Origin of the sequence: Microcoleus sp. AT3-D2, from assembly GCF_036705715.1 — a bacterium.
Classification (GTDB): Bacteria; Cyanobacteriota; Cyanobacteriia; order Cyanobacteriales; family Microcoleaceae; genus Microcoleus.
This window is the reverse complement of record NZ_JAUBVE010000014.1, coordinates 33,120-46,341: the sequence shown is the minus strand read 5'-3', so window position 1 is coordinate 46,341 and position 13,222 is coordinate 33,120. Positions and strand designations below refer to the sequence as shown.

Annotated in this window: 16 protein-coding genes; 3 read left to right on the top strand and 13 right to left on the bottom strand. The window is 44.1% G+C overall.

Annotation, left to right across the window (positions count from 1 at the left end):
• The first annotated feature begins 8 nt into the window (after window positions 1-8).
• Window positions 9-1,400, top strand: a complete 1,392-nt coding sequence (locus tag QUB44_RS08765) for an ATP-binding protein (RefSeq protein WP_333166174.1) — start codon at window positions 9-11, stop codon at window positions 1,398-1,400.
• Complete coding sequence (locus tag QUB44_RS08760; RefSeq protein ID WP_333166172.1) at window positions 1,393-2,025, top strand: RloB family protein; 633 nt, start codon at window positions 1,393-1,395, stop codon at window positions 2,023-2,025. Before QUB44_RS08765 ends, QUB44_RS08760 begins: the two co-directional genes overlap by 8 nt.
• A 137-nt stretch (window positions 2,026-2,162) precedes the next feature.
• On the opposite strand, the gene QUB44_RS08755 is transcribed toward QUB44_RS08760, so the two are convergent.
• The 10 genes from QUB44_RS08755 to hisH form a co-directional block, all read right to left on the bottom strand.
• A complete protein-coding gene (locus tag QUB44_RS08755; protein ID WP_333166169.1) occupies window positions 2,163-2,420 on the bottom strand; it encodes a hypothetical protein in 258 nt (85 codons plus the stop codon).
• A gap of 47 nt (window positions 2,421-2,467) precedes the next feature.
• Complete coding sequence (locus QUB44_RS08750; RefSeq protein ID WP_333166165.1) at window positions 2,468-2,647, bottom strand: hypothetical protein; 180 nt, start codon at window positions 2,645-2,647, stop codon at window positions 2,468-2,470.
• Complete coding sequence (locus QUB44_RS08745; RefSeq protein ID WP_333166163.1) at window positions 2,644-2,991, bottom strand: hypothetical protein; 348 nt, start codon at window positions 2,989-2,991, stop codon at window positions 2,644-2,646. The genes QUB44_RS08750 and QUB44_RS08745 overlap by 4 nt, the downstream gene beginning before the upstream one ends.
• Window positions 2,992-3,032: 41 nt before the next feature.
• Window positions 3,033-4,202: a hormogonium polysaccharide biosynthesis glycosyltransferase HpsO gene (gene hpsO / locus QUB44_RS08740; RefSeq protein WP_333365635.1), complete on the bottom strand. Its 1,170-nt coding sequence runs from the start codon at window positions 4,200-4,202 to the stop codon at window positions 3,033-3,035.
• Between the two features lie 31 nt (window positions 4,203-4,233).
• Window positions 4,234-5,208 (bottom strand): hormogonium polysaccharide biosynthesis glycosyltransferase HpsN, encoded by a 975-nt coding sequence (gene hpsN, locus QUB44_RS08735; protein ID WP_333365632.1) that lies wholly within the window; start codon window positions 5,206-5,208, stop codon window positions 4,234-4,236.
• 18 nt (window positions 5,209-5,226) lie between these two features.
• Window positions 5,227-5,982 carry a hypothetical protein gene (locus QUB44_RS08730; RefSeq protein WP_333365629.1) on the bottom strand — a complete coding sequence of 252 codons (756 nt, stop codon included), beginning with the start codon at window positions 5,980-5,982 and terminating at the stop codon, window positions 5,227-5,229.
• A gap of 26 nt (window positions 5,983-6,008) precedes the next feature.
• Window positions 6,009-6,851 (bottom strand): glycosyltransferase family 39 protein, encoded by an 843-nt coding sequence (locus QUB44_RS08725; RefSeq protein WP_333365626.1) that lies wholly within the window; start codon window positions 6,849-6,851, stop codon window positions 6,009-6,011.
• Window positions 6,852-7,056: 205 nt separating this feature from the next.
• Window positions 7,057-8,517 carry a phosphoglucosamine mutase gene (glmM, locus tag QUB44_RS08720; protein WP_333365800.1) on the bottom strand — a complete coding sequence of 487 codons (1,461 nt, stop codon included), beginning with the start codon at window positions 8,515-8,517 and terminating at the stop codon, window positions 7,057-7,059.
• 256 nt (window positions 8,518-8,773) lie between these two features.
• Complete coding sequence (gene rsmD / locus QUB44_RS08715) at window positions 8,774-9,316, bottom strand: 16S rRNA (guanine(966)-N(2))-methyltransferase RsmD (protein WP_333166153.1); 543 nt, start codon at window positions 9,314-9,316, stop codon at window positions 8,774-8,776.
• 177 nt (window positions 9,317-9,493) lie between these two features.
• A complete protein-coding gene (hisH, locus tag QUB44_RS08710; RefSeq protein ID WP_333309565.1) occupies window positions 9,494-10,129 on the bottom strand; it encodes an imidazole glycerol phosphate synthase subunit HisH in 636 nt (211 codons plus the stop codon).
• Between hisH and QUB44_RS08705 the strand changes: the two genes are divergently transcribed.
• Window positions 10,119-10,682 (top strand): pyroglutamyl-peptidase I family protein, encoded by a 564-nt coding sequence (locus QUB44_RS08705; protein ID WP_445299879.1) that lies wholly within the window; start codon window positions 10,119-10,121, stop codon window positions 10,680-10,682. The genes hisH and QUB44_RS08705 overlap by 11 nt on opposite strands.
• 91 nt (window positions 10,683-10,773) lie before the next feature.
• Here the strand turns inward: QUB44_RS08705 and QUB44_RS08700 are convergent, their stop codons facing one another.
• From QUB44_RS08700 to cobM, 3 genes are all read right to left on the bottom strand, one after another.
• Window positions 10,774-11,256, bottom strand: a complete 483-nt coding sequence (locus QUB44_RS08700; protein ID WP_333166147.1) for a flavin reductase family protein — start codon at window positions 11,254-11,256, stop codon at window positions 10,774-10,776.
• Window positions 11,257-11,408: 152 nt separating this feature from the next.
• Complete coding sequence (locus tag QUB44_RS08695) at window positions 11,409-12,245, bottom strand: dienelactone hydrolase family protein (RefSeq protein ID WP_333365621.1); 837 nt, start codon at window positions 12,243-12,245, stop codon at window positions 11,409-11,411.
• 142 nt (window positions 12,246-12,387) lie between these two features.
• Window positions 12,388-13,167 carry a precorrin-4 C(11)-methyltransferase gene (cobM, locus tag QUB44_RS08690; RefSeq protein ID WP_333365618.1) on the bottom strand — a complete coding sequence of 260 codons (780 nt, stop codon included), beginning with the start codon at window positions 13,165-13,167 and terminating at the stop codon, window positions 12,388-12,390.
• Window positions 13,168-13,222 lie beyond the last annotated feature (55 nt).

Below are 13,222 nucleotides of genomic sequence, written 5' to 3'. Positions count from 1 at the left end.
AGCACTCAGTGTTAGCTGAGGTAGATGGTTGTGTTATCATAGAAAGAATTGCAAAATTTGCACGTTATACTAATTTAGGCGATCGGAGGCAAGTTATGCTGATTGGATTCAGCCTCGGCAACTACAAATCTTTTAAAGAAACTGTCACCCTCAGCATGGTAGCCTCGTCAATTACTGAGGAAGACAAAGAGCTGAACGAAAATAATGTATTCCCAATTAATGATAAGTTAAGCTTACTCAAAAGTGCTGCTATTTATGGAGCTAATGCAAGCGGCAAAAGCAATCTTATCGATGCTATTAACTTTATGAAATGGTTTGTCCTCAACTCATCCAAAGAAACGCAAGTTTCAGAGGCGATCGATATTGAAGCATTCAGGCTAAGTACGGAGACAGAAAAAGAGCCGTCTTTCTTTGAAATCGTTTTTCTACTAGAAGACAAAAGTTTTAGGTACGGTTTTGAGGTGAACGCGCGGGAAGTTGTTTCTGAGTGGCTATTTCAAGCTGATGACAGTCAAGAAAAAATGCTTTTTGAACGGGATTTTGATAATTATATATTAGATGATTTCCCAGAGGGACAAGGCATTAGCGATAAAACCCGAAGTAATGCTTTATTTCTTTCTGTAGTCGCACAATTTAATGGTAAAATTTCTGGCAAAATATTGCTGTGGTTCAGTAAAACTTTGCAATTGATATCAGGCTTGGAAGATAGAGAATACCGCAAGCAAACCTTGGAGTCTTTGGAGAATGCTGGGCACAGACACGATATTATTGAATTTATCAAAAAATTAGACTTAGGTATTTTAGGTATTGATGAGATCAGGATTAATATTCCACCTCCTGTATTTTTTATTTCTAATAATACAGCAAAATACGGTGGCTCCTACGGTAATTTATACCCTAACTCTGAAACCAAAACTACGGTGCACGTGCACACACTTCACCCAAAATATGATGCTGACGGTAAGCAGACTTCTAAGGTACTATTCGATATCGAAAAGCATGAATCCGAGGGAACAAACAAACTGTTTGCATTAGCAGGCATTCTTCTGGATACTTTAAGGACAGGAAAGATTTTATTAATTGATGAACTTGATGCCAGACTGCATCCGCTGATTACTCGCGAATTAATCTGCTTATTCAATTCTAACGAGACTAATCCGCACAACGCACAGCTTATATTCACGACACACGACACAAACTTGCTCAGCAGCAAGACTTTTCGCAAGGATCAAATATGGTTTACCGAAAAGGACAACAAGGGCGCTACTGATTTGTACTCTTTGGTAGAGTATAAAGTAGGAAAAGATGCCTCACTTGAGCGCGATTACATTATGGGTAAGTATGGAGCTATCCCTTTTATTGGTAATTTCAAAGAACTAATAGGTGAACTTCATGAATAAAAAAAGTTCGTCTAGAAAAACAAATATTGATTACTACAATAGAAAGGTTAAAACTAGAAGATGGTTTTTAATCGTGTGCGAAGGTGAGAAAACAGAACCCAACTATTTTAGAAGTTTCCCGGTAGACACAAAGGTAATTAAGCTGGATATCAAAGGAGAAGGAAAAAATACGAAGAGTTTAGTAGAAAAAGCTATTGAGTTAAAAAACGACACAGAATCCGACGAAAAAGACCGATTTTGGTGTGTGTTCGATCGCGATAAAAACCCTAAAAATCCTAACGACTCGCAAAATTTTAATTCAGCCATAACTCTTGCAAGAAATAACGGCATTGACGTAGCTTATTCAAATGATGCTTTTGAATTGTGGTATTTGCTGCACTTCCATTTTTATAATACGGGAATTTCTCGCCAGGATTATCAAAATATGCTAACCAAGTTATTGGGACACGAGTATAAGAAAAACAGCGAGACGATTTATGAGGAACTAAAAGACAAACAGCAGGATGCAATTAAACACGCAAAACGGCTTTTACAGGAATACAATCGCCCCAATCCTGAAACTGACAATCCTTCAACAACAGTACATTTGCTAGTCGAAGAACTTAACAGTTTTATTCCTGATTGATGAGTAATTTTGGCAGTACATACATCTGATCATCAAAAGACCTCAAACACCCGATTTCTTCGTATATTTCTCCTGACTCGTCGCAAAACTCGTAGAAAGCGGGTTTCTAGCCGCCCCATGCTTAAGCCCTGAAACTTTCACTGCAATAACGAGAGTGAAAACTTATATCTGCGCCAGGGAGAACAGCGGAAATAAATAATCTGATAACCGTTTTGTTGTATTGGTTCATTCAGAGGAACATCTAAGGGAAGTTGACCGATATCTCCGTTAGAATCTGTGGTGACAATCGTCACATCAATGTTTTTGGCCGCGAGGGCTGCAGAAAGTCCGAGTACCATTTGACTCGGCCCGCCGTAGACGAGGGAAATTGAAGGGATAATTTGGAGAATTCGCATGGGGGATAGTTATTTAAATCAACATACCAACATCTCCCATTACAAATTTAATTATCTGGAAAAGGCTGCCCCTCTAGCTGTTCAGCTTCCTCTCTCTTTGTTGCTGTAATTTGGGTATTGTGAGATATTTTCTTGGAAAATTCATACATCTCACTGGCTTTGGCTTCAGCGGCTTTCACAATTTCAAGGATTTCCAGGAGTTGGCTTTCATCTGGTAATTGTTTCATGGCAATGCTTCTAATCTCTCAACTACTTTGTCTATCATAATTTTAGATTCTGGAGCCATCTGTAGCAAGGCTGCTACATAATCTCCTGCTTTTTGAACATCTTCATCGGGCACACCAGCCATCAATACATTGCCCACCATGTGCTCTGCTTGTAAGCGAGTACCTGCTACGTTGAATTGAAAATTCGTGATGGAAGAAAAATATTGCATCAGTATTTCATTCTGGGGAAAAAGAGACATTGCTCTTCTAAGTGCAAAAAGTCCCAGCGTTGCTTGGCGATCGCTATCGTCTAGTACCTGGTAGAGTTCGTTAACCAAAGAGCGTATGTCGGGAGGAATAGACATTTACTACTGTTTTTATTTAACACTCGCATTATAGCTAAAAGTTACAACAATTCTTTGTAGAATTCCAATAACTGCTCAGCTAAAGCTTTATTTGTATAATTGCTCATCGCTCTATGATAGCCCCGATCGCCCAAATCGGCCGCCAACTCCTGCCGCTCCATCAATTGCTGTAAACACTCTCGCAAAACCCCTGCATTTCCCTCGGGGAATATTAACCCCGCATCGCCGATGACGTGGGGAATTTCCCCGCAGTCGGAACCAATAACCGGAATTTGACAGGCCATTGCTTCGATTAAAACATGACCGAATTGTTCTTTCCAGCCCACAGTGGTCAAAGTTTTGAATTTATAGCTGGTTTGCGAAGGCAATACCAAACAGTTCATTAAGTTAATGTAGGGGGGAATTTCTTCGTGGGAAACGCTTTCTACCCAGATTATTCGGTCGCTGATTCCCCATTCAATACATTTTTCGGCGAGGTGCGTCCGCAATTTTCCTTGTCCTACTAACAGCCACTTCCAAGAGCTTTTTTTCAATCCTGCCAAGGCCTCAGCTAAAGTTAGCAGTCCTTTTTCTTCGACAAATCGCCCTACAAATCCTACCACAAAATCGGTCGGTTCAATGCCGAACCTACGCGATAAATCAACGTCTTTACCAGTGCGGCGAAACAAAGTTTCATCTACTCCGAGTTGTGGCATTACTTTTACCGCACCTTGATAGCCCCGCTGCCGCAAAATTGTAGCTCCATCTAGGTTGCCTGCAATAATTCCGTCGGTGTGCTGAAGATTGTAATTTTCTAAGACTGAAACCGGCCAATTCAATTGATAAGGCAGATTCCACCAAGTAAATAATATATTTTTTGCTTGCAGTCTTAGCAGTTTATTTAGTAAAATCAACTGAGCGCAAGCGAGAGATTTTGCACCTTGTTCAACTTGAATTATCTGCGGTTTAATTTCCTGCATAACTTGAATTAAATCTGTACCAAAAGTTAGCAAGCCTTGATTATTTTGACTCAAGTTGGAGACTGGGACTACTTTAAATGAGCCTTTTTGATAAAATTGCGTTTCTATAATTTTATTTTGTACGCCTCCGGGTTTCCAACGCTGCGGCACTACAAGTGTTACTTCAATATCGGGTTCTAGGTTGGCTAATATCTTGAATTTTTCCCGATTAATGTCCACAATATAGGTGTGACTAGCCACGAGAATTCTCATTTATTGGGAAGGGTGAAGGGGGAATAGGTAATTATTGATCCTTAATCTTGTCTTGATGGCTATAACTTTGTCCATCATTCCACAGAGATTGAACTACTGTATTTATAGCACTGAGAAAACCCAGGATATAAAAAGCAAATCTAGTTATAATTTTAATAGGCGAGGCGCTTTTATAACAAGGCGGATTTCCCAAAACGTGGCAGTCAAAGAGTTTGGCGAAAAATCGCAGGCATTGAAAGGCTGTTAAATTTTTCAATCCCATGAGGAAATGGTTGTGATAAAATGTGACTTGATATTCGATCGATCGCGTACTGACATCGTGACACCCGCCGCTTTCTTCCCCCAAGTGAACTAAACACGCATTGGGATCGTACCAAATTTTCATGCCAGTCGATCGCAATCTCAAACAAAAATCCGACTCCTCCCGCACCGCACTGCCTGCAAACCGCTCGTCAAACCTCAGCCCGCACTCGGAAAAAACCTGCCGACGAAATGACATATTGCAGCCTCTAGCCGAGAGCACCTGCTGCGGTTTTACTGTATGCACCAAATCGATAAAATACCAGGCAATGCCCGCATCCATAGCTTCTGAGGGCAAATATTCGATCGCCAAATCGCCTCCAGAATTATCCAGTTTCATTCTGTCAAAAACCCTGCCCGCCACACATCCCACATCAGGTTTTTCTAAATAGTTGTCAGCGTGAGCTGCCAAAAAACCATCTGGCAATTGTACATCATCATCAATAAATAAAATAATCTCTCCAACTGCGCGTCGCACTGCATAATTTCGAGCTCCCGGCAAACTCGCCCAATCTACCCGAAACCAGCGAATTTTGTCAGCACTTGCCAATTCCTCTAAATAAACTTGAGTTTCTGACTCGTGGGTGCGAGTTTGATCAATTACCAGCACTTCAAAATTCGGGTAATTTTGCCGAAGCGCATCAGCCAATGTCTCTCGCAGAGGTTGCTCGCGGTTGTAGGTGGGGATCACAACAGAAATCATCATTTGCAGTTGCCACTTTGCTTATTTCTCTACACGCCAAAGCCAGCCATCGTCCGGTTTGTAAATTGGTGTAATTTTATATTTTTGCACTTTTTCTAGTTCAAATTGCAATGCTTCTGTAGCTCGGTATATAAATACATCGCTAAAACCGTCAGGAATTTTAACTTGCTCGGTTTTTACTGCCAGCAAAAGCTGTACTTGCGGCTTCAGCAGATAGCTAAGAGACAGTATTCTTCCTGTGATGTTGTTGCCTCCGTGAGTGATTACTAAAGGTTTTTTCGCTTCATTGACAATCGCGGCTACTGCGGGATTGTATTTAGTGCTAGAAGGATACTTGTTCCACCAAAGTTGCGACTGTGAGCTGACGGCACAAGAAACTATTCCACTCGATATTAGCGCTATTAAACCGAGCTGCCACAACTTTTGTTGTCTGGGATTGGTGGCGGATGCAATTTTAGCAGTGAAGAGATAGGCAACAGCTAGCTGAATTCCTAAAATATAGGGAACCATATACCGATCGGCAACGCCTCGCACTGCTATCAATACTATCGCTGTAATTACGATCGCTGTCAATAGAAACAGCCAAACTATTTTGGGAGTTGAGCGGCAGAGCGAGTATATTGAATGTGCGATCGCTAACAGCAATACGACCATTACAATCAGTCTCATTAAATCTGTAGCCATATTGCTCGAACCCAATTTGATAATTCCGCCGGCCCAATGCGTGTCAATAAACATTCGGCAGGTGAGGAGAATTAAAGGTTGAAGTGAAGACATCCAAGGCAGGTAAAAGCGGGGAAACCCTACTGTTGCGTCAATTTTTCCCAGTTATAAAGTAATATCCAAATCCAAGGCGCAAAAATAGTTATTGCTGCCGCTGAAGCTAGTAAATAAGCAATTAATGTTTTGCCAAAACGCCAATTTTCTGTGATAATTACATAGATGCCGTGGGCGAATACTACTAAAAAAAATAATAAACTAGAATACAGTCCGAAACTCAGGGCGATCGCATAAATAGACCAAACAGCCTTACTCAATTTAGATGTGGCGGGAGAGTTTTGTAGGGCAATCGCCCGCAGCAGAATTGCATTCGACAGCAAGACGAGGACTGCAAACATCATGTAGGGTCTTGCTTCTTGCGCGTACAAGACGTGAAAGGGTGAAACAGCAACGATTGTAACAGCAATCCATCCCACAGACGCAGAGCGAAATAATTCCCAGCACAGCCAATAAATGCTGGGAAAAACTAACAAACTAATCAAAGCTGAAAGACTTCTGACAGTCGCCACTTGCGGGCCGAACAACTGCACCCAAAACCGGGCAAAAATAAAATATAACGGCGATAGTTGGGGTTCTTCTGTAGCTAAACCTTTAACAGTATCCAACCAACCTTTTTCGGCATTTATCTGCTGGTATTTCCGCTGCAAATCTGCGACGCTAATTGTTTTGCCTTGAAAATCTTGCTGCACCATTTCCGTCCAAGTGTAGCCAGAAATCCGCAGCGAGGTGATAGATTCGTCGAACGAGTAGACTTTGCTATCCAGATTAGTAAAGCGAAACCATATGCCCGTTATTAATATGACGACAATTAAAAATTTTAACGAAATTCGATGCAGCCGCCCATTTTGAATTGATTTGGTGTTCATACAATCAGAAATGGGGAAATGAAGAAAGAAGGATTTAGTTATTGAGGAGAGAGGGAATAACTAAGAGGGAATAAAGAATGAGAAATTGGTTTCAATAGCCCCTATATTTATCTAGAGGCTTCTCCCTTCTTCCTTCTTCCTTCTTCCTTCTTCCTTCTTCCTTCTTTCTTCTTCCTTCTTCCTTCAGATTAATTCCCCATTTCCATCAGATAGCGATGTGTTGCTGAACGGCTAAAACTAAATTTTCAGTCCAGAAATTAGCCAATTCGGCGCTGGCCGCTTCCACCATAACTCGAATTAGCGGTTCAGTGCCAGAAGCGCGAACCAAAACCCGTCCCTGTTCTCCCATTGCTGTTGTAGCACGTTCGATCGCACTTTGCATTGCCTCGCACTCGTGCCATTTTAGACGTTTTTCGCGATCGTCCACCCGAATATTTCGCAACAACTGCGGATAAGTTTGGAAACTGCCACTTACCAATTGTGCCAAAGATTGCCCGGACTGGCGCACCAGCGAAGCCAAATGCAAAGCTGTTAGCAAACCGTCGCCGCTGACACCATAATGCGGACAAAGAATGTGTCCCGACTGTTCGCCGCCCAACATCGCACCAGTGCGCTGCATTTCAGCGTGAACGTACTGATCTCCGACGTTGGTTCTAGTTAGTTTGCCGCCCAATTCTTCCCAAGCTCGCTCGAAGCCGAGGTTAGCCATTACAGTAGAAATAATTAAATTGGATGGTAACTGTTGGGAGTCGCGCAACTGCCGGCCCCACAGATAAAGAATGTAATCGCCGTCAATCGTTCGACCTTGGTTGTCAACACACAAAACTCGATCGGCATCGCCGTCAAAAGCAAATCCCAAATCAGCATTGTGTTCCAAAACTGCCGCTTGCAAACTGTCGAGGTGAGTAGAACCGCAGTTAACATTAATACGAGATCCATCAGGAGAGTCGTGCAAACAGATCACATCCGCCCCCATTTGCGCGAACACCGCCGGCGCCAAACCCGCGGCCGCCCCCCAAGCCAAATCCAAAACTATCCGCATTCCCTCCAAATTCATCTCTTGCAGCGAATCACAAAGCGAAGTGGCATAATCTTTAACCAACTCAGCGCGATGGTAGTGGTGTCCCCAAGCCAAGCTAGCAACCGGAACCTTTGCCCCCCGGATTCCCGCTTCGATTTGTTCCTGCAACTGCTGCGACAGCTTGAAGCCGTTTGACCCGAAAAATTTAATGCCGTTGTCTTCTGGGGGATTGTGAGAAGCCGAAATCATCACTCCGCCGACCGACTCCGAAACGCTTGCCAGATAAGCAACGCAGGGAGTGGGACACAATCCCAAATTCCACACTTCCAAACCGGCGGCCGTCAAACCCGCTGACAGTGCCATTGCCAGCATATCGCTGGAATTCCTGCTGTCTTGCCCCAAAATCACAGGCCCCTGGTTGGGGGAATGTTGCCGTAGAACTTGTCCAGCCCAGAAGCCCACTTGCAGGGCTAAGGGTGCATTCAGCAATTCTCCAACTTTCCCGCGAATGCCGTCTGTGCCGAAGAGTTTGGTATTGGGCAGGGAGAGGCTATTTCCCAGCAGAATCGTATCGCGTTTGGCTGGCTGTACCGAGTTAACAGCTTGAAAGTCGCTGCCACGAGGGCGCGAAGGTGTCTGAACCATATTCACTCCTTTAGGAATATTCACACTCACACTTTGGGTTCATGTTACAACTGAAAGCTTTATTTTCAGCCTAAACTCCATTTATTTCGTCGATTGCTGAGGCAACTTGCTCTGACAACCTACGCACAAAGCTTAACCTCATCGGAAAAATTTGTATTTTACCCAAGGGAAAAACTTTTAGTACCGGGGCGCGCCCACGCCACGAAACCCGGTTTATTTCTCTCTCCAAGAGTTACGCTACTGCCGTTGTAGCCTATCAGGCACTGCGTGTGTAGAAAGTTAATGCTGTGTTACCGTATATTTTCTGGCGGCAAATTTCTAGACCGGAAATTGGTTGTGTCGATCGCTCAGGGCTGTGTTCGATCGCGATTTCGCCGTTTGGTGCTAGCATTTCTTGGCTGGCGATCGTGTTTAACACAGGTTCGTACAAGTCGCTGGCGTAGGGCGGATCGAAGTAAATGCGATCGAACTGCTGCCCCGCTAGTGCCGCCAACTTCGCCGTCGCGTTTCCCCGCAGTATTTGGAATGTTTGGGACGAGTCTGCTACTTGCTCCCAGTTTTCGCGGATAATCGCACAAGCTTTCGCCGACTGTTCGATGCCAGTGACACTCGCAGCTTGACGACACAAAGCTTCTGCGCCCATCGAACCGCTGCCGGTACAAATGTCAAGCCATCTGCAATCTGCGATCGTCCCTTGCCAAATATTAAATAAAGCTTCTCTGACTCGCGAAGGTGTAGGGCGAGTGGCGAGTCCCGGCAGGGTTTTGATTTGGCGATTGCCAGAGATTCTTAAACTCATTTAGGAAGAAGGAAGAGGGAAGAAGGAAGAAGGAAGAGGGAAGAAGGAAGAAGGAAGAGGGAAGAAGGAAGAGGGAAGAAGGAAGAAGGAAGAGGGAAAAAGGAAGAAGGAAGAAGACTTTTAAAAATGTCAAACCCGGTTTCGGCAATTTACCGGGTTTTTCAATATTCATGCCACCTAAGCAGGTACTTTTTCCCGAACCAGACTGACAAAATTTGACAGCATTTGCAATCCCGTACTCGAAGACTTTTCCGGGTGAAATTGCACGGCCATCAGATTGTCTTTAGCTATAGCCGCCGTCACGTTTTGACTACCGTGAGTCACAATTGCCGATCGCACTTCCAAATCCACCGGATCGACATAATAAGAATGCACGAAATAAACCCAAGGATCAGACGGTAAATTTTGCCACAGCGGCAAATTCTGCTGAGTAAATTGCAATTGATTCCATCCCATGTGGGGAATTGTCAAACCCGGTTCCGAGCGAAATCGGCGCACTTTTCCCGCAATAACGCCCAATCCCGGTTCTACACCTTCTTCGGAACTTTCAAACAGAATTTGCAAACCCAAACAAATGCCTAAAAAAGGTTTTCCAGAGGCGATCGCCCTTTTTATCGGTTCTATCAAATTGCGCGATCGTAAATTCTGCATTGCCGGGTCAAACGAACCCACCCCCGGCAAAACCACCGCATCAGCCTGCTCGATTATAGCAGGAGAATCTGTTATTTTTGGCACTGCACCCACATTTTCCAAGCCTTTACAGACCGAGTGCAGATTGCCCATGTCATAGTCCACTACTGCAATGACAGACATTGACTTACTTGCCTTATATTATCAATATAAGTATTATTGCACAAATATGACGGCGAAAATCCTGCTAACCTCATTTGATACTTGGCTTCCCCATCAGCAATCCAACTCTTCGGACGACTTATTAGCCAAGATTTCCCAAATCAAATCTTTGCCTGATTCCCTGACTTTTTTGAGGAAACTGCCAGTAGATTTCCAGCTAGCACCTAATTTAGCGATCGCCGAAATCAACCATATCCAACCTGACACTATTATCTGCTGTGGCATGGCCGAAAGCCGGCAAAAATTAACCATAGAATCTTGCGCTTGCTGCGATCGCGACATTCTGAAAACAGCAGTTAATCTCGAACCGCTAGTCGCTGATTTAGCTGCAACAGAAATCAGTCACGAAGCCGGAAAATTTGTTTGCGAAGCCCTGTATTATGCGGTTTTAAAACACATTGCACATTCTAAACTTAGCACCAAATGTATTTTCGTACACGTACCAATTTTAACTGATGAAAACACCGACAAGATTGTCGCCGATTTTTTATTAATTTTAACTCGCCTCCCTTAACAACTGACAACTAACAACTAACAACTGACAACTGACAACTGACAACTGCCAGTTGCCAACTGACAACTGCCAGTTGCCAACTGCCAAGTCTTTAGCCGCCGTAATTCCAACCCGTGCTTTCTAGCAGCAACGGATTGCCTTCTCGGTGGACGCCTGCAGCCACAACTTCTCCCACATAAACCGTGTGATCCCCGTGTTCCACAGCGCCGACAACTTTGCACTCGATGTAACCCAGAGAATCCGAGATAATCGGACAACCAGTTTCCGCGCCGGGATAAAATTCTACATCCTCAAATTTATTGCCAACGCGGCGCTGCTGCTTAAAGAATGTCTGGGCTAACTCTTTTTGCCCTGCTTCTAGGAAACTCAAAGCAAAGACACCGCTGGCTTTGATCATGGCGTGGGATTTGGAGTCTTGCTTAACGCAGTTGACAACTAAGGGAGGGGTAAAGGAAGATTGCATCACCCAGCTAGCGGTGAAACCGTTGACTTCCTCCCCGTCTTTGACACCGCAGATGTACAATCCGTGAGGGATTTTGCGTAGGATGGTCTTTTTAGCTTGTTCGTCTAGCACGGGCTTACCTGTTCGATCGATAATTCTACACCGCTCAGTTTACCAATGTCGGGCCCACAAACCCACCTGTCTTAAGGGCTATTCGCTAATATTGCCTTTTTCGATCCCAAACTTGACACCTGTTTTAAGTCAAAATTAAGAACTCACAAATACTATGAAACTCCATACTTTTTAAACCAATCTTGCATCCGTTTCCAAGCATCCTTAGCTTCTTTTTCCCGGTAACTGGGGCGATAGTCGGCGTTAAAACCGTGCGGCGCATCTGGATAAAGCACAATTTCGGAACCACTGCTGCCAGTTTTGAGAACTTCCCGCATTTTTTCGACTGTATCGTTGGGAATTGACTGGTCTTTGCCCCCGTAAAGCCCCAATACGGGCACTTTCAAACTGGCTGCAATGTCGATCGGCTGTTTGGGAGTTAAAGCCGTAGAATCGCCAACCAAACGCCCGTACCAAGCCACTCCAGCTTTGACTTTTGGGTTGTGAGAAGAGTACAGCCAAACAATTCTGCCACCCCAGCAAAATCCTGTAATTCCCAACTTATTAGTATTGCCTTTTCCTGACTTTTGTGCCCACTCTACGGTAGCATCTAAATCGGACATAACTTGCTCGTCAGGAACTTTCGAGACAACTTTACTAATAATTTCTTGAACCTCGGTGAGTTTAGAAACATCACCTTGACGGGCAAACATTTCTGGGGCGATCGCTAAATAACCTAATTTTGCCAAACGGCGGCAAATATCTTGAAGGTGTGCGTGAACTCCGAAGATTTCTTGAATTACTAAAATTACTGGAAAATTGCTGCCGCTGGCTGGCATTGCTCTGTAGGCTGGAATTGAGCCGTCTTTTACGGGAATTTTTACCTCACCGGCAACTAAACCAGCAGCATCCGTATTGATAACGGCAGCCGCCAGAGGATGAACTGCTAAAGTAAATCCGGCGCTTAATGCGGTGACAATGATAAATTGTCTGCGAGTTAAATCTTTCATAGATAATTGGTAATTCGTAATTGGTAATGGGGAATTGGGCATTGGTAATTGGTAATTAGTAATTGGGCATTGGTAATTGGAACTAACCAATGACTAATGACTAATGACTAATGACTAATGACTAATGACTAATGACTAATGACTAATGACGGAAAAGCCGATCGTGCTCTGGATGGTACAAGCGCGATCGTCCTTCTGCAGATTTTCCCAACGCCGGACTAATAACATACATTGTCGTTCTGATCAAATTATTTTCGCGCGTAGCAACAGCCATTTTGTCAAGGGGAACTAGCACAATTTTTTCATCGGGCCAGCCCAACCGATAACAAATCGCTATCGGCAAATCCGATGGGTAATGTTCCATCAATTTAGCTTGAGCTTTTTCGACATGGCGGGCGCTCAAATACAGGCACAAACTCGCTTGATGAGCCGCTAAACTCGCCAATTCTTCGCGTTCCGGTACTTCGGTTCTGCCGCTAATTCGCGTCAAAATAATTGTCTGCACAACTCCCGGAACTGTCAACTCAATTTTAAGTTTAGCCGCCGCAAGTTGGAAAGCGCTAATTCCCGGGATTACCTCAAAAGCAATTCCCTCGGAAGCCAAAGCTTGCATTTGTTCGCCGACAGCCCCGTAGAGACAGGGATCACCCGAATGCAGGCGGACGACGCTTTTTCCGTCGCGCACTCGTTCCACCATCAAAGGTACAATCTCTTCGAGGGTCTTATCCGCAGTTTGGATCACTTCAGCATCCGCGCGCACACCCTGCAAAATTTGCTCTGGGACTAAGGAATCAGCAAATAATATGACATCGGCTGCAGCCAGTAATTTTTGAGCCTTAACAGTCAACAAATCCGGGTCTCCCGGGCCTGCACCTACAATGTATACCCCTGGAATTAGGGCTTCAATCTCTGTCAAACTCATGGCTGCTAAAAAATTTGCTAAATTTACGGACGCTTCCGGATGTACCTATTTTGGT